This is a genomic window from Streptomyces sp. NPDC053076, from assembly GCF_044546845.1.
Lineage (GTDB): Bacteria > Actinomycetota > Actinomycetes > Streptomycetales > Streptomycetaceae > Streptomyces.
Genome location: NZ_JBITZL010000004.1, coordinates 581,784 through 605,318, shown reverse-complemented (window position 1 = coordinate 605,318; position 23,535 = coordinate 581,784). Strand labels below are relative to the sequence as shown.

The 23,535-nt window shown below is 72.0% G+C and carries 16 protein-coding genes and 1 tRNA gene; 12 read left to right on the top strand and 5 right to left on the bottom strand.

Annotated features, from left to right (window positions below; all coding sequences use genetic code 11):
- Positions 1-30: 30 nt before the first annotated feature.
- The 4 genes from ACIGYR_RS20110 to ACIGYR_RS20095 all read right to left on the bottom strand — a co-directional run bounded on the left by ACIGYR_RS20110 (position 31) and on the right by ACIGYR_RS20095 (position 7,442).
- Positions 31-957, bottom strand: coding sequence for a hypothetical protein (locus ACIGYR_RS20110; protein ID WP_399597695.1), 927 nt, complete (start codon positions 955-957; stop codon positions 31-33).
- Positions 958-1,211: 254 nt separating this feature from the next.
- Complete coding sequence (locus ACIGYR_RS20105; protein ID WP_399597697.1) at positions 1,212-2,774, bottom strand: alpha/beta hydrolase; 1,563 nt, start codon at positions 2,772-2,774, stop codon at positions 1,212-1,214.
- A 158-nt stretch (positions 2,775-2,932) separates the two neighbouring features.
- Positions 2,933-4,477 (bottom strand): alpha/beta hydrolase, encoded by a 1,545-nt coding sequence (locus ACIGYR_RS20100; protein ID WP_391840551.1) that lies wholly within the window; start codon positions 4,475-4,477, stop codon positions 2,933-2,935.
- 76 nt (positions 4,478-4,553) lie between these two features.
- Positions 4,554-7,442 carry a lysylphosphatidylglycerol synthase domain-containing protein gene (locus ACIGYR_RS20095; RefSeq protein WP_399597700.1) on the bottom strand — a complete coding sequence of 963 codons (2,889 nt, stop codon included), beginning with the start codon at positions 7,440-7,442 and terminating at the stop codon, positions 4,554-4,556.
- Between the two features lie 185 nt (positions 7,443-7,627).
- On the opposite strand from ACIGYR_RS20095, the gene ACIGYR_RS20090 reads away from it, so the two are divergent.
- The 6 genes from ACIGYR_RS20090 (at position 7,628) to ACIGYR_RS20065 (ending at position 18,561) form a co-directional block, all read left to right on the top strand.
- Positions 7,628-8,014, top strand: a complete 387-nt coding sequence (locus tag ACIGYR_RS20090) for an MGMT family protein (RefSeq protein ID WP_391840555.1) — start codon at positions 7,628-7,630, stop codon at positions 8,012-8,014.
- 257 nt (positions 8,015-8,271) lie between these two features.
- Positions 8,272-11,868: an ATP-dependent helicase gene (locus ACIGYR_RS20085; protein WP_399597702.1), complete on the top strand. Its 3,597-nt coding sequence runs from the start codon at positions 8,272-8,274 to the stop codon at positions 11,866-11,868.
- A 208-nt stretch (positions 11,869-12,076) separates the two neighbouring features.
- On the top strand, positions 12,077-15,814 hold the full coding sequence (locus tag ACIGYR_RS20080) for a UvrD-helicase domain-containing protein (protein ID WP_399597705.1): 3,738 nt from the start codon (positions 12,077-12,079) through the stop codon (positions 15,812-15,814).
- 53 nt (positions 15,815-15,867) lie between these two features.
- Positions 15,868-17,271, top strand: coding sequence for a dipeptidase (locus ACIGYR_RS20075; RefSeq protein WP_391840560.1), 1,404 nt, complete (start codon positions 15,868-15,870; stop codon positions 17,269-17,271).
- A gap of 150 nt (positions 17,272-17,421) precedes the next feature.
- The gene (nudC, locus tag ACIGYR_RS20070) at positions 17,422-18,366 is read left to right on the top strand and encodes an NAD(+) diphosphatase (protein ID WP_391840562.1); all 945 of its coding nucleotides are present in this window, start codon (positions 17,422-17,424) and stop codon (positions 18,364-18,366) included.
- 120 nt (positions 18,367-18,486) lie between these two features.
- Positions 18,487-18,561, top strand: a tRNA-Trp gene (locus tag ACIGYR_RS20065).
- Positions 18,562-18,734: 173 nt separating this feature from the next.
- Here ACIGYR_RS20065 and ACIGYR_RS20060 read toward each other — a convergent pair.
- Positions 18,735-18,992 carry a mycoredoxin gene (locus ACIGYR_RS20060; RefSeq protein WP_391840563.1) on the bottom strand — a complete coding sequence of 86 codons (258 nt, stop codon included), beginning with the start codon at positions 18,990-18,992 and terminating at the stop codon, positions 18,735-18,737.
- 285 nt (positions 18,993-19,277) lie between these two features.
- On the opposite strand from ACIGYR_RS20060, the gene ACIGYR_RS20055 reads away from it, so the two are divergent.
- The 6 genes from ACIGYR_RS20055 to ACIGYR_RS20030 all read left to right on the top strand — a co-directional run bounded on the left by ACIGYR_RS20055 (position 19,278) and on the right by ACIGYR_RS20030 (position 23,528).
- A complete protein-coding gene (locus ACIGYR_RS20055) occupies positions 19,278-21,473 on the top strand; it encodes an ATP-dependent DNA helicase UvrD2 (protein WP_391840565.1) in 2,196 nt (731 codons plus the stop codon).
- A gap of 164 nt (positions 21,474-21,637) precedes the next feature.
- Positions 21,638-21,958 carry a hypothetical protein gene (locus tag ACIGYR_RS20050; protein WP_391840567.1) on the top strand — a complete coding sequence of 107 codons (321 nt, stop codon included), beginning with the start codon at positions 21,638-21,640 and terminating at the stop codon, positions 21,956-21,958.
- 174 nt (positions 21,959-22,132) lie between these two features.
- The gene (locus ACIGYR_RS20045) at positions 22,133-22,501 is read left to right on the top strand and encodes a WhiB family transcriptional regulator (RefSeq protein ID WP_391840569.1); all 369 of its coding nucleotides are present in this window, start codon (positions 22,133-22,135) and stop codon (positions 22,499-22,501) included.
- The gene (locus ACIGYR_RS20040) at positions 22,498-22,821 is read left to right on the top strand and encodes a hypothetical protein (protein ID WP_399597710.1); all 324 of its coding nucleotides are present in this window, start codon (positions 22,498-22,500) and stop codon (positions 22,819-22,821) included. Before ACIGYR_RS20045 ends, ACIGYR_RS20040 begins: the two co-directional genes overlap by 4 nt.
- 137 nt (positions 22,822-22,958) lie before the next feature.
- Positions 22,959-23,171, top strand: coding sequence for a hypothetical protein (locus ACIGYR_RS20035; protein ID WP_391840572.1), 213 nt, complete (start codon positions 22,959-22,961; stop codon positions 23,169-23,171).
- Positions 23,172-23,231: 60 nt separating this feature from the next.
- Positions 23,232-23,528, top strand: a complete 297-nt coding sequence (locus tag ACIGYR_RS20030; RefSeq protein WP_399597714.1) for a hypothetical protein — start codon at positions 23,232-23,234, stop codon at positions 23,526-23,528.
- Positions 23,529-23,535: the final 7 nt, after the last annotated feature.

Below are 23,535 nucleotides of genomic sequence, written 5' to 3'. Positions count from 1 at the left end.
CTTCTGTCGTGACCGGTTGGGGGGATCACCTCATGCGGGATCGCTGGAGCCGTCGGTGTCAGGAGGGTCATCACCGTGTTGGTTGGCCGGGTCATTGGTTACAGCTGGAACCCTCGGGCTCGGCATAGCGTAAATCAATGCAAGCATGGCCGGAACGGGCACGATCAGCACAAAAGAAATTGTCGTGATCACTAGCAGATTCGGGGCGGGGTTCCAGAAACTGATCGGGGTGCTAGTGAGAGACCCGATGGCGGCGGTGCCGCCTAGTGCGTAAGAAGTTACGGCAGCGAATGCTGTCGACAGCGCATTCTGAGATGGGCCATCCGTGGGGTTTTGCTCCTCTGCCTTTCGCTGCCTCCACCACGTGATACCCATCATCCCAAGGCTTGCAAGAAGGACATAGAGCGGCGAAATACTGGGACCCCACCAGGGCTTGCTGCGTCCAGCGAAGACTACGTTGACGTAGTCATTGGCCACAGTGGATAAGAGGAGGACGGTCATAAGAGTTACGCCGTACACGATCCTACGGAGCACGCGCTCCAGTGTCGCCAGTCCTGCGATCAACTGGTCTGAAGCCGGCTCGACCGCTGCCTCGTCACTCTGATTTTCGATGTACGCGTTCAACAGCCAAGATATACCTGCCATTACGGCAACGGCCCCCACGGCAAGTATTCCGCTGGCTATGAGGGATTCTGTCCAGATTCGCACGCATGCATTTTCGGCTACATCGCCGTTAAGGAGAGAGAATGCATAGCTGTCCAGTGCGAGCGCAATGAAGGCAGAGATGAGGACCCGCAAGGCGGTTATTCGCGTTACACTAACCCTTCTTTCGGTGATAATCATAACGATTCCGGCGAAAACGAAGCCAGCCAACACACCTGCGAGTTGAGAATTTGCCGGTGCCGATTCAACTGCGCTCCATCCGGTGCCAGCACATGTACCGTCCGATGCGCTCATACCTTGGTGCTGCCCGTTGAAGCCCTGTCCGTTCCTTGAGAAGGGGGGCGCAAGGGAGCGCGAAGAGGCGCTTCGGAGACGGTCGCTGGAGCCTCTGCGGGCGAGTCAAGCCCGCGAGCGATCTTGAAAACCGTCGTGGCGGCGGCAACGTCACCGTGCGGTACCGCTGTCAGGCGTCCACTCCAGGCGGGCGGGTATGGTTCAGAGACCAGGCTGAGCCGGCGGCTTTCCCCGCCCCCGCTGCGGTCGACTTCTCAACTGCCGCACATCTTGCCGTCCTTCGGCACCGTTCCGTTCAGCAGGTAGGCGTTCACCGTCGAGTGGACGCAGTCGCTGCCGCTGGCGTACGCCCCATGTCCCTCGCCCTTCCACGTGAGTTCGACGCCGACGCCCCGGCCCAGCTCGTCGGCCATTCTGCGCGCGCCCTCGTACGGGGTGGCCGGGTCGCCCGTGTTGCCGACCAGCAGGATCGGGGCGGCACCAGGTGCGCTGACCTCAGGGGTGTCGTACTGGCCCGGCACCGGCCAGTCATGGCACCAGCCCGCCGTGTCCCAGCCCAGGAAGTCCCCGAACACCGGCGATATCCGCTCGAACTCCGCCAGCCGCCGCTTCGTCTCGGCCGGCGCCGGCCGCTGCCGCTCGTCCAGGCACGATATGACCCGCTGGGAGTGCGACATCGTGCCGTAGTGCCCCGAGGTGTCGCGGTCGTCGTACTCGTCGGCGAGTGCCAGCAGCTCCGAACCGTCGCCCTGCTCCGCCGACTTGAGCGCGCTGGTCAGCCTCGGCCAGGTCGGCTCGCTGTACAGCGGCAGGGTGATCCCGGTGACCGCGAGCGTCTGGGTCAGCTTCCGCCCCGACGAGGTCGGCAGCGGCTTCGCGTCGAGCCGCTTCAGCAGGTCGGCTATCTTCCGCGATCCCTGATCGGGGTCCTGGCCCGTGGAGTCGAGGTAGTCGTTCAAGGCCCGCTGGAAGCCGCGGGTCTGGTTCTCGGCGTGGCCCACCGTGTCCGCGGTCGGGTCGACCACCGCGTCGAGCACCAGCCGGCCCGTCCGCTGAGGGAACAAGTGGGCGTACACTCCGCCGAGTTCGGTGCCGTAGGACATGCCGAAGTAGTGCAGCTTCTGGTCGCCGAGGACCTGGCGCATCAGGTCCATGTCGCGTGCCGTGTCGGTGGTGGACGCATGGGCCAGCAGCGGTCCGGCGGCCTTCGCGCAGCCCTTGCCGAAGTCGGCGGCGTCCTGGAAGTAGGCCCTCTCCTCGGCCGGGGTGTCCGGTGTGGCGTCCACCGCCTCTGCGGCCTCCGTCTCCCGGTCGCCGCGGCAGCGCACGCCCTCACTGGCGCCGACGCCGCGCGGGTCCCAGCTCACCAGGTCGTAGCGCTCGTGGAGCGCGGAGACGGTTGCCTCGAAGTACGGCATCGTCGATACGCCCGAGCCGCCGGGACCGCCGAAGTTGAACAGCAGCGACCCGATACGGTCGCCGCCGGTCGCCCGGGCGCGGATGAGGGCGACGCCGATCGTCCTGCCGCCCGGCTCGGACCAGTCCAGGGGCACCTTGAGCGTCGCGCACCGCCATGTGTCGCCAGGTGCGGCGGAGTCGTCGGTGGCCTTGCAGCGCTGCCAGCCGAGGCGCTGGCGGGTGAGGGAGGACGGAAGGGCCGCCGAGGACGGCGCGGCCGTGGAACGTGCCGTCGAGGGGGAAGGGGAGCCCTTCCCCTTGTCCTTGCCCTCGTCCCCTCCTCCGCCGGACGAGCCGCCGCAGCCGGCCAGCAGCAGCCCTGCCGCCACCGCGGCCGTCCACCGCAGAAATCGCACCATGCGCACCCCCCTGACAGGCCCGTCGCGTCCTGCCGCGCCGGGCGTTCACGCCATGGTAGGCGCGTCCGGCCCGGCCCGTGACGGCCTGTGGATAACGCTCTGACCTGCTACTTCGCCCACATGACGGGCACGACGAGAAACTCGCCCCCAAAGGTCTGTCAGGAGCAGACGGCGTCGGCCTTCGGCACCTTCCCGTCCAGCAGGTAGCCGTTCACCGCGCTCTGCACGCACTTGTTCTTGCTGTCGTAGGAGCCGTGCCCCTGGCCCTTGTACGTCAGCTCGACGGCGACGCCCTTGCCGAGCGCCTCCACCATCTTCTTCGCGCCCTCGTACGGGGTGGCCGGGTCGCCGGTGTTGCCGACGACGAGGATGGGCGCCGAGCCCGGCGCGCTGACGTCGGGATGGTCGGCGGCACCCGGCACCGCCCAGTCGGTGCAACTGAGCATGCCCCAGGCCATGTACGGCCCGAACAGCGGGGAGGCGGCACGGAAAGCGGGCAGTTTCCGCTGGACGTAGGCCGTGGTGTACCGCGGTTTCGCGTCGGAGCAACTGATGGCGGTGTTCGCCGCCAGGAGGTTGTTGTACTCGCCGTTCTCGCTTCGGCCGTTCAACGAGTCGGACAACAGCATGAGGACCTTGCCGTCACCGTCGTACGCCTGCTCCAGCCCCGCCGTGAGGTACTCCCAGAAGTCCTTCGAGTACAGGGACTGCGCGATGCCGTTGGTGGCCACGGTCTCGGTCAGCCGGCGCGGGAAGATCCCGGGGATCGGCTTCTTCTCCAGGTCGGTGAGCAGTTTCGCGATGCGCGCCTTCACCTCCTCCGCGGTGTCGCCGATCGGACACTCCGTGGTCTTGGAGGTGCAGTCCTTCGCGAAGTTGTCGAGAGCGAGCTGGAAGCCCTTGGCCTGGCCGAGCGCGCCCTGTTCGGGTGTCTGCGTAGGGTCGACGACGGCGTCGAGGACGGCCCGGCCGACGTGCTTGGGGAACAGGTGGGCGTAGACGCCGCCGAGTTCGGTGCCGTAGGAGATGCCGAAGTAGTGCAGCTTGTCGTCTCCGAGGACCTGCCGCATCAGGTCCATGTCACGGGCCGCGTCCGTGGTGCGCACATGCGGAAGGACCTTCCTGGAGTTCTTCTCGCAGGCCGCGTTGAACTGCTTGGTGCGCTTGACGAACTGGGCGCGCTCCGCCTTGTCGTCCGGGGTGGCGTCCTGCTGGAAGTACACGTCCAGCTGGGAGTTGCTCTCGCACTCGACCGGTGCGCTGCGGCCGACCCCGCGAGGGTCGAAGCTGACCAGGTCGTAGCGGGTGCGCAGGGCGGAGTAGTCCCCGCTGAACGCGGGCAGCGTGATGACGCCGCTGCCGCCCGGGCCGCCGAAGTTGAACACGAGCGAGCCGATCCGTTTGCTCGCGGGGCCGCTGGCCCGGGCGCGGATCAGGGCGATGCCGATCGTGTCGCCCTTCGGTCTGCTCCAGTCCAGCGGCGCCTTCATGGTGGCGCACTGCCACTCGGTGCCGTTCGGCAACGGGGACGGGGCGCTGCCGCCGCCCTCCGCCTCGGACGGGGCCGGGCAGTCCTGCCAGTCCAGCTTCTGCGCCGTGAGATCCCCGTCCTCGGCGCTTCCGCCGCATCCGGCCAGTGCGGCGGAGAGCAGCACAGCGGTGGTGGTCAGCGCGGCAGCACGCAGCCTGCGGGGATTCGCCATATTCCCATGGTGGGGGCGCGCACGACGGCCCGCGCGGGGCGCGGGCCGTCCGAGGTACCTCACCCCGCGAGGGCGCTCACAGGGCTCCCTTGCGGTTGAGGTGGTTGAAGGCCAGCCAGCCCGGCAGCACGGGCAACCACAGCGTCAGCAGCCGGAAGAGCAGTACGGCCGGGGCGGCGACCTCCTTCGGCAGGCCGATGGCGATCAGACCGACGGTGAGGGTCGCCTCGACCGCGCCCACGCCGCCCGGGGTGGGCGCCGCGGAACCGAGCGCGTTGCCGGCGAGGAAGACCACGGCGACGCTGGCGATGCTCAGCGAGACGGAGCCGTCGCCGAAGGCCCGGATGGAGGCGTCCAGGCACATCACGAAGCAGGCGGTCAGCAGGAGCATGCCGCCGATACCGGTGATGAGCTTCTGGGGCCGCTGGAGCACGTCGAGCATGCGGGGCACGACACCGGCGAACAGCGACCTCACGCGCGTGACGACGAATTTCCGCAGGAACGGCACCGAGGTGACCACGAGAACCAGGACGGCCACGGTCAGCAGGCCGGCGATGACCGTGCGGGACGGCGACAGCGACGGCGTCTTCTCGGTGCCGGTCAGATAGCCGAAGGAGAGCAGCATCAGGATGTGACAGCCGAGCCCGAACAGCTGCGACGCGCCGACACTCGCCACCGCGAGCCCCGGGCGCACCCCGGCGCGTTGCAGGAAGCGCGTGTTGAGGGCCACACCACCGACCGCGGCCGGTGCCACGATCTTCACGAACGACCCGGCGACCTGCGCCGCCACCGTCCGCAGGAACGGCACCCGCTCCGGCACGAACCCCAGCAGGGCCATCGCCGCGGCGACGTAACTGAGCGCGGAGAACAGCACCGCTGCGATCACCCAGCCCCACTGGGCCTGCGCGAACAGCGTGCCGAACTCGATGTGGGTCAGCTGTGTCAGCAGGAAGTACGCGCCGATCGCGCCGGCGATGAAGCTGATCAGCGTGCGCGGCCGGATCCGCTCCAGCCGGGCCGGTTCCACGGGCGCCTGGGGCCTGATCCGGAGCACCTGGTGCCGGATCTGGGTGAGCAGGTCCTCCTCGCGGGCCTCGTCCAGGGCCTCGTCGATGGCCCGCTTCTCCGCGCGCTGCTCGGCGCGGGCCGCCTTCTTGTCGGGCTTCTCCAGGACGGGCGCGGCCGTCTCGGACGCCTCCTCGCGGGCCAGCTTCGCCTGCGTGGAGGCTTCGAGCACCGCGTCGCGTTCGCGCTCGGCCCGCTCCCGGGCCAGCCGGCGCAGCGTCGCGCGCGTGGAGCGTGTCAGTGCGATCGGCTGGAGCATCGGCAGACAGTCGGCGACCGCGTCCGGGCCGAGCACCCCGACCGCCGAGGCGACGGCACGCTCGGCGCCGACCCGCAGGCCGAGCGTGGTGACCAGCTGGGCGACGTCCATGCGCAGCAGCAGTTCACCGGCCGCGATCTCGCCGCCGCGCAGCTCGGTGAGGATCACCCTGCCGGAACGATCCACCAGAATCGCGTCACCCGCCAGCCTGCGGTGCGCGATGCGCCGGGACTGCAGCGCCTGCACCTGCTGCCAGGTGTGGCGCAGCAGCTCGTCGGTGATCTCGTCGTCGGCCAGCGAGTCAAGAGTGCGTCCGCCGGTGTGCTCGTAGACGAGCATGACCGCGTCGGGGCCGAGTTCGGCGGTGGCGATCAGCTTGGGCGCGTTGGCGCCCGCTGCGATCGCCGCGTACGCCAGCAGCGCCTCCTGCTCCAGTGCCTGGCGCAGCGACTGGAGGCTGGAGCGGGTGGCGAAGCCGCGCAGGGTCAGATTGCGCCACGCGCGGTAGAAGAAGCCCTGCGCCTGCTGTTCCCGGTCGACGACCGTGACGTCCAGCGGCGGGCCGTCCTCCAGGGTGACGAAGTAGCGTCGGCCCCGGTCGCCGGTCTCCGACTCCGTGACCTCCTCCCGGGCCGCGCTGACCGGGCGGAAGCCGACGTGCCGGAGGCCCGCCATCAGGTTCTGGCCGGTCGGGCGCACGTTCGGGGAGCCGACCGCGTACAGGGTGCCGTAGGCGATGGTCCAGCCGATCAGGACCGTCAGGATGATCGAGAAGGGGGTCGTGTAGCCGGTGACCAGCATCGAGAACGCGTCGAGCAGCAGCACGATCCACAGCACCGCGCGCCATCTGGGCCGGCGGGACATGCCGACGGCGGACATGTAGGCGATCACGGGCGCCAGATAGCCGTGCACGGGGTCGGTCAGGGCGTGGATGTCGCCCGGTGAGGGCTGGGTGAGCGCCTCCTGGATCGAGTCCGGGGCGGCCCGGGCGACCCACAGGTCGGTGGCGAGCGTCACTCCATGGGCCAGGACGGCCGCGAGGACGCCGTCGGCGATGCGCAGGCCGTCGCGTTTGATCAGCCGTTCGATCGCGAAGGCCACCGGCACCAGCAGGATCGCGATGCTGGACGCCAGCCCCGCGATCTTGATCAGTAGGTCCGGGGCCTGGCCGGTGCCCTTGTTGATGTCCTGTTCGAGGCCCGACGTGGTGCCGTGCGCGAACGCGGCGATCGCGAGCAGCACCACGATGGCGAGCACGCCCACCAGGAGCCGCATGAGGTCGGAGGGCCGGTGCACGCGCGCGGGCAGCAGCGGTTCGTCGCCCTCCACCTGCTCGGCGTGGGGGTCGTCGTCCCGCTGGGCGGAGGGGCTGTCGTCGGAGCCCGGCAGGGGCCCCGAGGGCGCGTTCCCCGAGTCGGGCGCCCCTTCGGTGGCATCCGCGCCGTCGTCACGCGCGCGCGTGACGGCGGTTCCGTCAGCGTCGGTGTCGTCGCCCCGCGTGCGGGGGCTGTCGTCCTTGCGGGGACCGGCGTCTTCCCGGTGCGCTCCGGCGCCGCCCTCGCCCCCGTGAGCGGTGGCCGGGCGCGCGGAGGCGGCAGGGGTGCCCGCCGATCCTTCGGGGTGCACGCCCTGCTCGTCCATGGTCTCTTCTTGGTCTCGTATCACCAGTCACCGCCCGCACGATGGTGGCATGCCCCACCGGCACACGCGGTCATCAGGGTGTGGATGCGCGGGCGCACAGTCTGCCCGAAGGACCGCCCGGGGGCGAGAGGACCGTTCCTGCCGCACCCGCCGGGTCGCCGGCGAGGTGCGGCAGGATGGGGCGAATGAGTGAGCAGAGCCCTCCCGAAGACGCCCGCGAGGTATATGCGGACGCGCTGCCGGAGTACGCCGAGCGGGTCCTCGAGGTCGCCGAGCGGATCCCGGCGGGCCGGGTCATGACCTACGGCGATGTCGCCGAGTGGCTGGAGGAGGGAGGGCCGCGCCAGGTGGGCCGGGTGATGGCCCTCTACGGGGGCGCCGTCCCGTGGTGGCGCGTCGTACGCGCCGACGGCGTGCTGCTGCCCGGGCACGAGTTGCGCGCGCTCGCCCACTACCGCGCGGAGGGCACACCGCTGAAGCAGGCGGGCAGGAGCACGGAGGGGCATCTGCCGCGGCTCGACATGCGACGGGCCCGATGGGACGGCGGCGCGGGCGCGGAGGGTCACACCTGACAGCTTCCGCCATCGGATGCCGCCAGGGCGTGCCTGTAGTCCGATCGGGGGACATGGGGGACGTCCGTGGCATGCCGTACGTTCGTGAGGGGAGGGACGCGCGAGGCCCGAGCGCCGCGAGGGAAGAACCGGAAGCTCTGCTTCCGTCCGGAGCGGCGGCGTAGCGTCGGCAGCACGTGTCCCCCTCACCCCGCGGCCACCGCCTCGCACGCCTGACCGCCTGCCCATCAGCACAACCACCAGGACCGGCCGATCACGTGAGCTCCTCTTCCTCCACCAGGCGCCTGCCGCACCCCTCGGTGCGGCAGGGGAGCCGTGGCGCTTACCGACTGGTCCGTACCCGTCCGGCCGTCATGGATCCCCCTCGTCTGGACGCGGCGCAGCGTGCGGTGGTTGACCACCGCACCGGCCCGCTGCTCGTCCTCGCCGGCCCCGGCACCGGCAAGACCACCACCCTGGTCGAGTCGGTGGCCGCGCGGATCGCCCGGGGCGGCGACCCCGCGCGGATCCTGGTGCTGACGTTCAGCCGCAAGGCCGCCGTCGACCTGCGCGACCGCATGGCCCGGCGCATGGGCGCGGCCCACGCGCCCAGGGCGACCACGTTCCACTCATACTGCTACGCCCTGGTCCGTGCCCACCAGGACGGCGCCCGGTTCACCGAGCCGTTGCGCCTGCTCTCGGGCCCCGAGCAGGACGTCACCGTCCGCGAACTGCTCGCCGGTCAGCCCGAGCTGGAGCGGCTCGGGCTGACCCGTGTGCGCTGGCCGGACGAACTGCGTGCCTGTCTGACCACGCGCGGCTTCGCCGACGAGGTCCGGGCCGTCCTCGCCCGCACCCGCGAGCTGGGCCTCGGCGCGGAAGCCCTGGACGCCTTCGCGCGGCGCATCGGCCGCCCGGACTGGCAGGCCGCGGCCGCGTTCCTCGCCGAGTACCTGGACACCCTCGACCTCCAGGGCGTGATCGACTACGCGGAACTGGTCCACCGCGCGGTCCTGCTCGCCCGCCGCCCGGAGACCGCCGCACGGCTCGCGGCCCAGTACGACGCCGTGTACGTCGACGAGTACCAGGACACCGACCCCGCCCAGGTCCGGCTCCTGCGGGCCCTGGCCGGCCAGGGACGCACCCTCGTCGCCTTCGGCGACCCCGACCAGTCGATCTACACCTTCCGGGGCGCCGACGTGAACGGCATCCTCGACTTCCCGGCCGCCTTCGCGCGCGCGGACGGCCGCCCCGCACCGGTCGAGGTGCTGCGCACCTCCCGCCGCTCCGGCGCCGCCCTGCTGGCCGCGACCCGCCTGATCACCCGGCGCATGCCGCTGACCCGGCTGCCTGCCGACAAGGTCCGCGCCCACCGGGAGCCGGCCCCCGTACGGGACGGCGGCCGGGTCGAGGTCCACACGTACCCGACGTCCGGCGCGGAACTGGACAACATCGCGGACATCCTGCGCCGCGCCCACCTGGAGGACGGCGTCCGCTGGAGCGACATGGCCGTCCTGGTACGCGCCGGCTCCCGCACCCTGCCCACCCTCCGCCGGGCCCTCACCGCGGCCGGCGTCCCCGTGGACATCGACGGTGACGACCTGCCGCTGCGGCACGAGCCCGCGGTGGCACCGCTGCTGACGGCCCTGCGCGCGGTGGCCACGGCCGAGGCGGGGCGCCACGAGGAGGAGCCGGCCGGATCCGCGGGACAGGGCGGACCGTCAGCTACGGGGGAAGCCGCGGACGGCCCGGCCATGTCGGTGGAGGAGGGCGGGCCGTCGGCTGCGGACGGAGCCCTGGACACCGCGGTCACGTCGGTGGCGGAGGCCGTGGAGGAGGGCGGGCCGTCGGCTGCGGACGGAGCCCTGGACACCGCGGACATTCCTGTGGAGGAGGGCGGTCCGGCTGCCGCGGACGGAGCCCTGGACGCCGCGGTCACGTCGGTGGCGGCGGCTGTGGAGGAGGGCGGGGCGTCGGCCGCGGACGGAGCCCTGGACGGCTCCTGGCTCGACACCGAAACCGCCCTCACCCTGCTCGCCTCCCCGCTCGCCGGTATGGACGCCGCCGACCTGCGCCGCCTCGGGCGCGCCCTGCGCGAGGAGGAGCGGGCCGCCGGAAACCCCCTGCCGCCCCCGTCCGACGAGCTGCTCACGCGCGCCCTCGCCGAACCCGAACGCCTGGCCGTGCACGACCCGGCCTACGCGCGCGGGGCGCAGCGTCTCGGCGCGCTGCTGCGCAAGGCCCGCGAGCGCCTCGCGGGCGGCGGTACGGCCGAGGAGGCGCTGTGGGACCTGTGGGAGGGCACACCCTGGCCGGCGCGCCTGGAGCGGGCAGCCCGGCGCGGCGGCGCTGCCGGCCGCAACGCCGACCGGGACCTGGACGCCGTGTGCGCGCTCTTCGCCACCGCCGCGCGCGCGGAGGAGCGCACCGGGGGCCGGGGCGCCCTGAACTTCCTGGAGGAGATCGACGCCGAGGACATAGCCGCCGACACGCTCACGCGCCGCGCGGTACGCCCCGACGCCGTCCGCGTGATGACCGCGCACCGCTCCAAGGGCCTGGAGTGGCGGCTGGTCGTCGTCGCCGGCGTGCAGGAGGGCCTGTGGCCCGATCTGCGGCGCCGCGGCTCGCTGCTGGAGGCCGACCGCATCGGCCGTGACGGACTCGCCGAACCGCTGACCCCGGGTGCGCTGCTCGCCGAGGAGCGCCGCCTGTTCTACGTCGCGGCCACGCGCGCGCGTGACCGCCTCGTCGTCACCGCCGTGAAGGCACCCGCCGACGACGGGGACCAGCCGTCCCGATTCCTGACCGAGCTGGGTGTCGAGCCCCAGGACGTCACCGGGCGCCCCCGCCGCCCGCTGTCCGTCGCCGCGCTCGTGGCCGAGCTGCGCGCCACCACGGTCGACCCGCGCGCCTCGGCCGCCCTGCGTGAGGCCGCCGCCCGCCGGCTCGCCCGGCTCGCCGCGCTCGCCGACGAGGACGGCCGCCCGCTGGTGCCGTCCGCGCACCCCTACCGCTGGTGGGGCATGTTCGAGCCGACCGAGAGCAAGGTGCCGCTGCGCCACCGCGACCAGCCCGTGGTGCTCTCCGGCAGCGCCCTCGACCAGCTCGCCAACACCTGCGCGCTGCAGTGGTTCCTCGGCCGTGAGGTGAAGGCCGACGCCCCCGCCACCGCCGCGCAGGGCTTCGGCAACGTCGTGCACGTCCTCGCCGACGAGGTCGCCTCCGGCCGCACCCCCGCCGACCTGGACGTCCTCATGGAGCGCCTGGACTCCGTGTGGAACGCGCTCGCCTTCGACGCGCCCTGGAAGTCGCAGCAGGAGAAGGACAACGCGCGCGTGGCGCTCGAACGCTTCCTGAACTGGCACGTGCTGGCCCGCGCAGGCCGCACCCCGGTGGCCAGCGAGCAGGACTTCGATGTCACCGTCGAAGCGGGCGACTACCAGGTCCGCATCCGTGGCCAGATGGACCGCGTCGAGACGGACGCCGAGGGCCGGGCCTACGTGGTCGACTTCAAGACCGGCAAACAGGCGCCCACCGCGCGCGAGGTGGAACGGCACCCGCAGCTCGCCGTCTACCAGCTCGCCGTCCGCGAGGGTGCCGTCGACACGGCCTTCGACGGGGTACGCCCCGAACCGGGCGGCGCCGAACTGGTCCACCTCAGACAGGGCGCCGCCAAGCGCGACGGGGGCGACAGCCTGCCCAAGGTGCAGCCCCAGGAGCCGCCGGCCGGGGAGTGGGTCGGCGAGCTGCTGGCCACCGCCGCCGGAAAGGTCCTCGACGAGCGGTTCACGCCCAGCACGGGGCAGCACTGCGCGCACTGCGCGTTCCGCGCCTCCTGCAGCGCTCGGCCGGAGGGCCGGCAGGTGGTGGAGTGACGTACGGCCCCGCCACGCGGCCGGAGGGACTGTCCGAGGTGGAGTGACCTACGGCACCACCCGTGCTGCCCTACGGCCCCGCACCCGGCCGGAGGGACTGCCCGGGGTGGAGTGACGTACGGCACCACCCGTGCTGACCTGCGCCTCTTCGCTTCCGGGAGGGCACCGCGCCCCCGACTGTCAGTGCCCGCCGCTAGCCTCTTTCGACATGCCCGCCCGTATCACCGATCCCGAGCAGCTCAAGGAGCTCCTCGGCATCCCGTTCACCCCGGAGCAGACGGCCTGCATCATCGCGCCGCCCGCCCCGCAGGTGATCGTGGCCGGCGCCGGGTCGGGCAAGACCACCGTGATGGCGGCCCGCGTGGTCTGGCTGGTCGGCACCGGACAGGTTGCCCCCGAACAGGTCCTCGGCCTGACCTTCACCAACAAGGCCGCCGGTGAGCTGGCCGAACGCGTCCGCAAGGCGCTGATCAGGGCCGGCGTCACCGACCCGGATGCCATCGACCCGGACAACCCGCCGGGCGAGCCCGTCATCTCGACGTACCACGCCTTCGCCGGCCGACTCCTCACCGACCACGGCCTGCGCCTCGGCCTGGAACCCAGCTCACGCCTGCTGGCCGACGCCACCCGCTACCAGCTCGCCGCGCGCGTACTGCGCGAGGCACCAGGCCCCTACCCCGCGCTGACCCGCTCCTTCGCCGACCTCGTCAGCGATCTGCTCGCCCTCGACTCCGAGCTCGCCGAACACCTCGTCGACCCCGAGGAACTGCGTGCCTGGGACGCCGGCCTGCTGCGCACCCTGGAGAGCGCCAAGCTCACCAACGCCGACCTGCGCAAGGTCCCCGAGACGGCCGCGGCCCGCCGGGAGCTCGCCGACCTCGTACGGCGCTACCGGGCCGCCAAGCGCGAGCGTGACCTGCTCGACTTCGGCGACCAGATCGCCCTGTCGGCCCGCCTCGCCCACCTCCCCGAGGTGGGCCGCCTGCTGCGCGAGGAGTTCCGCGTGGTGCTCCTGGACGAGTACCAGGACACCTCGGTGGCCCAGCGTGTCCTGCTGGCGGGCCTGTTCGGCGGCGGCACAGGCCATCCGGTGACCGCCGTCGGCGACCCCTGTCAGGCCATCTACGGCTGGCGCGGCGCCTCCGTCGCCAACCTGGACGACTTCCCCGAGCACTTCGCCCGCTCCGACGGCCGGCCCGCCACCCGGCAGGCGCTCAGCGAGAACCGCCGCAGCGGCGGGCGCCTGCTCGACCTCGCCAACGGCCTCGCCGCGCCCCTGCGCGCCATGCACGCGGGCGTGGAGGCCCTCCGCCCGGCCCCGGGCGCCGAGTACGACGGCACGGTCCGCTGCGCGCTGCTGCCCACCCACGCCGAGGAGATCGACTGGCTCGCCGACTCCCTCGCCCACCTCGTGCGCACCGGCACGCCGCCCGGCGAGATCGCCGTCCTGTGCCGGACCGCGACGGACTTCGCCGAGATCCAGGGCGCTCTGGTCGCCCGTGACGTCCCCGTCGAGGTGGTCGGCCTCTCCGGACTGCTGCACCTGCCCGAGGTGGCCGACCTCGTCGCCGTCTGCGAGGTCCTCCAGGACCCCGGCGCCAACGCCGCCCTGGTGCGCCTGCTGACCGGACCGCGCTGGCGCATCGGCCCCCGCGACCTCGCGCTGCTGGGCCGCCGCGCCCGCCTGCTGGTCGCCCACGCGCGCGCGGACGGCACCGACGACCCCGACCGACGGCTCGCCGCGGCCGTCGAAGGGGTCGACCCGGCCGAGGTGATCTCCCTGGCCGACGCCCTGGACACGTTCCTGGAAACGCCGATGGACGGTGGCTTCGAGGAAGGCGCCGACGACCGGCTGCCGTTCTCCCCGGACGCGCGGGTGCGCTTCGCCCGGCTCGCCGCCGAGCTGCGCGATCTGCGCCGCTCGCTGTCCGACCCGCTCATGGACGTCCTGCACCGCGTCCTCGCCGTCACCGGTCTGGAGGTGGAGCTGTCGGCGTCCCCGAACGCGCTCGCCGCCCGCCGCCGGGAGACCCTCTCGAACTTCCTGGACATCGCCGCGTCCTTCGCCGCGAGCGACGGCGAGGCGACCCTGCTGGCCTTCCTCGGCTTCCTGCGCACCGCCGCCCAGTACGAGAAGGGGCTCGACAACGCCCTGCCCGGCGGCGAGAACACCGTCAAGGTGCTCACCGCGCACAAGTCCAAGGGCCTGGAGTGGGACGTCGTGGCCGTTCCCGGACTCGTGACCGGCACCTTTCCCAGCGCCCAGGGCCGCGAGAAGTGGACCGCGCAGGCCAAGGTGGTGCCGCACGCCCTGCGCGGCGACACCGACACCCTGCCCGATGTCGACGACTGGGATGCGCGTGGCATGAAGGTCTTCCACGAGGCGATGAAGGCCCATCAGCACACCGAGGAACTCCGGCTCGGTTACGTCACCTTCACTCGCCCCCGCTCGCTGCTGCTCGGCTCCGGCCACTGGTGGGGGCCCAGCCAGAAGAAACCGCGCGGCCCCTCCGACTTCCTCCAGGCCCTGTACGACCACTGTGCCGCCGGGAACGGCGAGATCGAGGCATGGGCGGACGAGCCCGCCGAGGAGGCCGAGAACCCGGCCCTGCACGCGGCCACCGCCGACCGGGTGTGGCCGCTGCCGCTGGACGCCGCCGCCCTGGGCCGCCGCCGTGCCGCCGCCGAGACCGTCCTCGCCCACCTGGACGCCCTCGCCACCCGGCCCGGCGGCCCCGGCCCGGCCCTGCACGACCCGGCCGGCGACGAGCACCCGGACTGGCCCGCGCCGCCGGAGGAGGACCCGTTCGGCGAGGAGCCGTACGAGGAGTCGTACGAGGAGTCGTACGTCGAGGAGTCGTACGACGAGGAGCCCCACGAGGGCTTCCCCTATGAGGAGGATTTCCCCTACGCGGACCACGTCCCGTACGGCGAGGACGCCTTCGGAGAGGTGCCCGCGGCTGGCGAGGCGGTCCCGAACGGCGACGCGCTCCCGGTCGCCGGGGTGCCGCTGGACAGGGACGCATCCCCGCAGACCGAGGCTTCCCCGGATGCCCCAGCCGCCCCCGATCCCGAACTTGCCCCCGGCCCCGACGGCCCCGACGACCCCGACGGCTGGGACGCCTGGAGCGGCGAGCGGCCCACCGTCCCGCACCAGGAGCGGCCCACCGTCCCGCACCAGGCGCCCGCCCCGCAGCCCCGTCCCCGGCCCGTCGAGCCGTCGGCGCCCGCCTCGCTCACTCCGGAGGAGGCCCGGGCCATCGCCTCCTGGGACCGCGACCTGGACGCGCTCACCGGAGAGCTGCTGCGCGCCCGGCGGACCGTCACCGACGTGCCCCTGCCCGCCACCCTCACCGCGACCCAGCTGCTGCGCCTGGCCGAGGACCCGGACGGGCTCGCACAGGAACTCGCGCGCCCTATGCCGCGCCCCCCGCAACCTGCCGCGCGCCGGGGCACCCGCTTCCACGCCTGGGTCGAAGCCCGCTTCGAGGAGCTGACACTGCCCCTGCTGGAACCGGACGAGCTGCCCGGCAGCGACGCCGAGATCGCCGACGAACGCGACCTGGAAGCCCTGAAGGAGGCGTTCGAACGCACCGAGTACGCCCGGCGCACCCCGTACCGGGTCGAGGCGCCCTTCCAGCTCACCCTCGCCGGCCGCGTCGTCCGGGGCCGCATCGACGCCGTCTACCGGCACGGCGACGGCGACGGGGCGACGTACGAGATCGTCGACTGGAAGACCAACCGCACCCGCACCGCCGACCCACTTCAGCTCGCCGTCTACCGGCTGGCCTGGGCCGAGCAGCAGGGCGTGCCGCCCGAGTCGGTCACGGCCGCCTTCGTGTACGTGCGCAGCGGTGAGGTCGTACGGCCCACCGGCCTGCCGGACCGGGCCGCGCTGGAGCGACTGCTCACGGGGGAGCCGGGGCGGTCACCGGAGACGACCTGAGTGTGACGAACCGCCCTCCGAGGATGCCGGTGCGGGCGGATAGGCTCGGATGCATGAGCCAGACCCCGGACAGCGCCGTCCGCACGTACATCGAGCAGCACCGCGCCGCTTTCCTCGACGACCTCGCCGCATGGCTGCGCATCCCCTCCGTGTCGGCCCAGCCCGATCACGCGCCCGACGTACGACGCAGCGCCGACTGGCTCGCCGCCAAGCTCCAGGAGACCGGCTTCCCGACGGCCGAGGTCTGGCAGACCCCCGGAGCTCCCGCAGTCTTCGCCGAGTGGCCCTCGGGCGACCCGGAGGCGCCCACGGTCCTGGTCTACGGCCACCACGACGTGCAGCCCGCCGCCCGCGAGGACGGCTGGAACAGCGACCCCTTCGAGCCGGTCGTCCGCGAGAACCGCCTCTACGCGCGCGGGGCGGCCGACGACAAGGGCCAGGTGTTCTTCCACACACTCGGCGTCCGTGCCCACCTCGCCGCCACCGGCCGCACCGCGCCGGCCGTCAACCTCAAGCTGCTGATCGAGGGCGAGGAGGAGTCCGGCTCCCCGCACTTCCGGGCCCTGGTCGAGGAACGGGCCGGGCGGCTCGCCGCCGACGCCGTGATCGTCTCCGACACCGGCATGTGGTCCGAGGACACCCCGACCGTGTGCACCGGCATGCGGGGCCTGGCCGAATGCGAGATCCGGCTGTACGGCCCCGACCAGGACATCCACTCCGGCTCCTTCGGCGGCGCCGTACCCAATCCGGCCACCGCCGCCGCCCGCCTCGTCGCGGCCCTGCACGACGAGCACGCGCGCGTGGCGATCCCCGGCTTCTACGACGGCATCGTCGAGCTGACCGACCGTGAACGCGAGCTCTTCGCCGAGCTGCCCTTCGACGAGGAGCGCTGGCTGCGCACCGCCAAGTCCCAAGCCCTTCACGGCGAAGCCGGGTACTCGACCCTGGAGCGCGTCTGGGCCCGCCCGACCGCCGAGGTCAACGGCATCGGCGGTGGCTACCAGGGCCCCGGCAGCAAGACGATCATCCCGTCCGCGGCCATGGTGAAGCTCTCCTTCCGGCTGGTGGCCGGCCAGGAACCCGACCACATCGAGAAGGCCGTGCACGCCTGGGCCGCCGAGCAGGTGCCCGCCGGGATCCGGTACGAGATCGATTTCGGGCCGGCCACGCGCCCGTGCCTGACGCCGCTCGACCACCCCGCGCTGCGGTCCGTGGTCCGCGCCATGGGCCGCGCCTTCCAGGAGCCGGTCCGGTTCACCCGCGAGGGCGGCTCCGGCCCCGCCGCCGACCTGCAGGAGGTCCTCGGCGCCCCCGTGCTCTTCCTGGGCATCTCCGTGCCGTCGGACGGCTGGCACGCCCCCGACGAGAAGGTCGAGCTGGACCTCCTCCTCAAGGGCGTCGAGACCAGCGCCTACCTGTGGGGTGACCTGGCCCGGAACTGGCGACCCGCATCCTGACCGGCCGGCGCCGGACGGAAGGGCACCGCGCGCGGGGCACACTGGAAGGACCGCCCGCCCCGCCCACGCCCGACCCGGTGCCCTCCCGCCCTACGTCCCGCTGAACCGCCCGCCGAAAGAACCGCTGTACTGGGGGAGTTGGAAGCACCCGTGACCACCTGGACCGACCACACAGCCGACCGACCCATCTCGCTGACCGCTCCGAGCGACATCGACCGCGCCGCCCACCACCGGCTGGACGAGGCATGGCTCGCGGCGGCGTGGAGCCACCCCACGACCCGCTGCTTCGTGGTCTCCGGCGGTCAGGTGCTCATCGACGAGACCCCGGACGGCCGGACCGAACTCGTCATGACGCCGTCCTTCGAGGCTCCCCTCACCGAGGCGCACCGCTATTTCCTCGGCATCGACGAGGACGGCGTCAGCTACTTCGCCCTCCAGAAGGACTCGCTGCCCGGCCGTATCGACCAGTCCGCCCGCCCGGCGGGGCTGCGGGAGGCCGGCCTGCTGCTGTCGCCGCGCGACGCCGGGCTCATGGTGCACGCCGTCGGCCTGGAGAACTGGCAGCGCACCCACCGTTTCTGCTCCCGCTGCGGCGAGCGCACGGTCATCGCCGCGGCCGGTCACATCCGCCGCTGCCCGGCCTGCGGCGCCGAGCACTACCCGCGCACGGACCCGGCCGTGATCATGGCGGTCACGGACGAGCGGGACCGCATCCTGCTCGGCCGCCAGGTCCACTGGCCCGAAGGCCGCTTCTCCACGCTCGCCGGCTTCGTCGAGCCCGGCGAGTCCATCGAGCAGGCGGTGCGCCGCGAGGTGTGCGAGGAGGTCGGCGTCTCCGTCGGCCCGGTCGAGTACGTCGCCAGCCAGCCCTGGCCCTTCCCGTCCAGCCTGATGCTCGGGTTCATGGCCCGTGCCACGTCCACCGAGATCGACGTCGACGGGGACGAGATCCACGAGGCCCGCTGGTTCTCCCGCGAGGAGCTGCACGCGGCCTTCGAGTCCGGCGAGGTGCTGCCGCCCTACGGCATCTCCATCGCGGCCCGCCTGATCGAGATGTGGTACGGCGAGCCCCTGCCGACCCGCAGCTTCGTCTGAGACACGACCGGGCGGTTCCCCGCGAGAGCGAGGGGCCGCCCTGCGGACCGGGCAGGCACCGGGGAAAGCGGGCTTTGCCGGGGGAACTCCTCATCCACCTGGCTACGATGTCGGCCGGGCGGAGCCGTAGCGCAGAGGTCGTCGCGCGCGGTCTCCACAATCGCGAGGACGCCGGTTCGAATCCGGCCGGTTTCGCCCTCCCCGTGTCCGAGGCCGCCGCGTACGAGCAGCCCGGACCGGGGCAGCCCGGCCGTCGGCTCCCGTACATGCAGCGCCGCCCGGACCGGGGCAGCCTGGCCGTCGGCTCCCGTACACGCGGCGCCGCCCCCTCCGGTGACCTCGACCGGAGGGGGCGGCGCCGGGGAGTCTCAGACCGCGAGAGCCTGCTTCACCTGGGCGAGGCTCGGGTTCGTCATGACGATCTCCGTACCACCGTCGGTGGGAACGACCCGAACCGTCGGGACCGTCTGGTTCCCGCCGTTCGCCTTCTCCACGAAGGCGGCGGACTCGGGGTCCTGCTCGATGTTGATCTCGCTGTACGCGATGCCCTCCCGGTCGAGCTGGCTCTTCAGCCGCCGGCAGTAGCCGCACCACGTGGTGCTGTACATCGTCACAGTGCCCGACATGTCTCTCGCTCTCCTCATGCTGCTCGGAAAAGTTCGTCCGGGGGGAGAACGTAAGCGGTCGACCCGCCATTCCCGGTCCGGACATCACCCACCTTGCCTGCTGCCGGGCCGCCATTCCTGGTCCGGACGTCACCCACCTTGCCTGCTGCCGGCCCGCCGTTCCCGGTCCGGGTGTCACCCTCCTGGCCTCCCCACGCTGTGACGCCTGCCGCATTCATACGACTGCGAGCCCCTGCCTGTGGACAACCGGCACAGCCGTCCCGGGCGACCTGGCAGCATGGCTGTGTGACAGCAGCAACGCACTCCACCCTTTTCCCGCAGGTACCGGAGACGGCCGACGCGGTGCTCGAAGGGCTTGACCCCGAGCAGCGTGAGGTGGCCACCGCCCTGCACGGCCCGGTGTGCGTGCTGGCCGGAGCGGGCACGGGCAAGACCCGTGCGATCACCCACCGCATCGCCTACGGCGTCCGAGCCGGCATCCTGCAGCCGTCCAGCGTGCTCGCCGTCACCTTCACCAACCGCGCCGCGGGAGAGATGCGCGGCCGGCTGCGCCAGCTCGGCGCCCAGGGCGTCCAGGCCCGCACCTTCCACTCCGCCGCCCTGCGCCAGCTCCAGTACTTCTGGCCGAAAGCGATCGGTGGCTCCATTCCCAGGCTCGTCGATCGCAAGATCCAGCTCGTCGCCGACGCGGCCGCCGCCCTCGGCACCCGCCTCGACCGGAACGAGTTGCGGGATGTGACCGCCGAGATCGAATGGTCCAAGGTCACCCAGACCGTCCCCGCCGACTATCCGTACGCGGCTGCGAAGGCCGGTCGTGAAACCCCCCGTGACCCGGCGGAGATCGCCCACCTCTACGCGGCTTACGAGGACCTCAAGCGCGACCGCGCGGTCATCGACTTCGAGGACGTCCTGCTGCTGACGGTCGCCGTCCTCCAGGACCGGCACGACATCGCCGAACAGGTCCGCGCGCAGTACCAGCACTTCGTCGTGGACGAGTACCAGGACGTCAGCCCCCTGCAGCAGCGGCTGCTGGACCTGTGGCTCGGCGACCGGGACAACCTGTGTGTCGTCGGTGACGCCAGCCAGACCATCTATTCATTCACGGGCGCAACGCCCGACCATCTGCTCGACTTCCGTGCCCGGCACCCCGGCGCCACGGTCGTCAAGCTCATCCGGGACTACCGCTCGACCCCTCAGGTGGTCCGCCTCGCCAATGGACTGCTCGCCCAGGCCCGGGGCCGCGCCGCCGACCACCGGCTGGAACTCGTCTCCCAGCGCCCCCCGGGGCCCGAGCCCGTGTACATCGAGTACACCGACGAGCCCGCCGAGGCCGAGGGTGCCGCCCGGCGTATCCGTGAGCTGATCGACGCGGGCGTCCCGGCCGCCGAGATCGCCGTGCTGTTCCGCACGAACTCCCAGTCCGAGACGTACGAGCAGGCACTCGCCGACGTCGGGGTGCCCTACCAGCTGCGCGGAGCCGAGCGCTTCTTCGACCGGCCCGAGATCCGCAAGGCCGGCATCGCCCTGCGCGGCGCGGCCCGGTTCGGCGGCAACGACTCCCTCCTGGACGACGTGGTGGACCTGCCCTCGCAGGTGCGTGCCGTCCTCTCCGGCGAGGGCTGGACCAGCGCGCCCCCGGCCGGCTCCGGCGCCGTCCGGGAACGCTGGGAGTCCCTGGCCGCACTGGTCGGCCTCGCCCACGACCTCGCCGCCGCCAGACCAGGAGTCACCCTCGCCGACTTCGTCGCGGAACTGGACGAGCGGGCGAACGCCCAGCACGCCCCGACCGTCCAGGGCGTCACCCTCGCTTCCCTGCACGCAGCCAAGGGCCTGGAGTGGGACGTCGTCTTCCTGGTCGGCGTGGCCGAGGGCATGCTGCCCATCACCTACGCCCGGACCGACGAGCAGATCGAGGAGGAGCGCCGCCTGCTCTACGTCGGCGTGACCCGGGGCCGCGAACGCCTCCATGTCTCCTGGGCCCTGTCCCGCTCACCCGGCGGGCGCCCCAGCCGCAGGCCGAGCCGCTTCCTGGACGGCCTGCGCCCCGGCACCACCCCCACCGTCGGTCGCACCGGGTCCGCCGCGGGCGGAGGCGTCGAGCGCGGGTTCACCGCGAGCCCCACCGCGGTTCCCCGGCGCGCCCAGCGCACTCCGGCCCGCTGCCGGGTCTGCGGTCGCACGCTCACCGACGCGGGCGAGATGAAGCTGATGCGCTGTGCGGACTGCCCCTCGGACATGGACGAGGGGCTCTACGAGCGGCTCCGGGAGTGGCGGGCGGCCCAGGCCGAGCGCAGTGGTCAGCCGGACTTCTGCGTCTTCACCGACCGGACCCTGATGGCCATCGCCGAGACGTGCCCGGACAGCTCCGCCGAGCTGGCCCGCGTCCCCGGCGTCCTCAGCCGCAAGCTGCGCAGCTACGGAGCCGACGTTCTGGCCATCTGTGCAGGCCAGGAGCCTGGAGGGGTTGACGGGAACGACTGATGCGAACTCGTCGAAAAAATAGTTTGCGCATGCCCCGGCAATCCCCATAGGTTCTAGGCACGGAAGCAGCGGCCTTCTCCAAGGCCCCGGTTCCGTGTTGTACTTGCGTATCCGAACGGACTGGTTCACCCCAGTCCTCAAGACGCCGAGAGGAGGCGAGTTCAGTGATCAGCATCAACATCAACACCACCAGCACGGCCAAACTGACCGATCGCTCGACCGTCTCCCTGTGCATGCTCGGCGCCTCGAACCAGGGCACCGGTCTGTCCGGCATCCGTGCCGTGCGTCCGGCGTCCTCCGTTGCCCTCGCGGGTCTTCCCATCCGTGAGCGCAATGAGCGACCGACCACGGCACGGGAAGCGGTAGCGGCACAGGCACATGCCTATGCCTTTGCGGCGGCCGGTGCCGGATTCCGGAAGCAGACGACGCAGCACCACCTGATGTGGGCCTTCCGTGGGCCAGAACCCTGGAGTGATCCAGCCTGATCGCCGATCAGGCCGGCGCCTTCAGGGCCGCGGAACCCCACCCGGGATCCGCGGCCCTTCTGTTTGCCCCGAACGGGGCCGACGGAGCGAAGGGGCCTCGGGACAGGAATAGAACCCGGTACCAAGCCGCCACCCGGTCAACCGGCCGGAACGACCAGACGAGGAAGACCAATCGTGCAACTCGAAGCGCACGCCCCGTCCGTACCGCCTTCACAAACGATCCCGCCGCCCGGCCTCACGGAGGACTCCGCCTTGACCCCCCTCACCGCGCTCACCGCTCTCGACGCAGCCATCGAGAACCTCGGCGTACCCGTCCCCTGCCGTTCCTACGACCCGGAGGTCTTCTTCGCCGAGTCGCCCGCGGACGTGGAGTACGCCAAGTCCCTCTGCCGCACCTGCCCGTTGATGGAGGCATGCCTCGCCGGCGCCAAGGAGCGGCGTGAGCCCTGGGGTGTCTGGGGTGGCGAGCTGTTCGTCCAGGGTGTCGTCGTCGCCCGGAAGCGGCCCCGTGGTCGCCCGCGCAAGAACCCGGTCATGGCATGAACACCGCAGGAACGATCGATCGCCCCCTCACGCACGACCCCAAGAAGCAGGCCCCGATGAAGCCGTCCACCAGCGAGCCCGCCGGCTCCGCGATCCCAGACTTCACCACCACCGGCGCGACCGAAGCGCGTCAGAACAGGAACCGAGAGATGCAACTCATGCAAGAAGCCCTGGCTCGTGCGCATATGCACGAGCGGCTCCATGAGGCCGTGCACGAACGCCGGGCCATGCGCCTGGCGGTAGCCCAGCGGATGCAGCGCCGGGCCGAGCGTGCCTCGCTGCGTGCCCGTCGCGCGCTCGCCATGGCCGTCATGCAGTAACGAACACACCTGAGCGGCTGTGGCCCCCCGGACCAGGGAGGCGAAGCCTCTCCGCGGGGGCCGGTCCGGCCGAACGGACCGGCCCCCGCGGTGCGTTGCGCACGGCGATCCGCCGCCGGCGGGGTTATCGTCGCCGAGTGACGAGTCTTCCCGGAGGAACTGATCAGGGCGGCTCCACCGCGGAGCGCCGCCGCGTCGTGTGCGCCCGCTGCGGCATCCCCGCCGACGGTCCCCCGCCTGCCACCTGGACGTGCTCCGTGGAGAATGGCGTCCGGGAGTACTTCTGTGACGCCTGCTCCCGGGAGAACCTCCGGGCGATCGAGGGGCGGCTCGACTCGGCCTGGTGGTGACAGGGCCGGGCCGGGCTCGGGGGGAGAGGGGCAGTGGTGGGGGCAGCACAGGATCCGCCGGTGGGGCGTCTTCGGGTCAGCAACGAGGGCGAGGACCTGCTGGAGCTGACTCTTGAGCCGTACGGTAGCGATCACTGGCTGCTGCCCGGCGAGACCTTCATCGTCTGGACGGTCGGCTCGCCGGGGGAAGAGCATCTGTGGTCCGGGACGGCTCTGGGCCACGAGCCCTTCGAGGTCGACCACCGGCCGGGTTCGGTGACGGTCCACATCAACAGCAGCATCGGATATGTCACCGATGTCCACGGAAACGAGATCGACTGCGGACACCGTCGGCCGACCGGTTCCGGAACCGCCTGACCCGGGG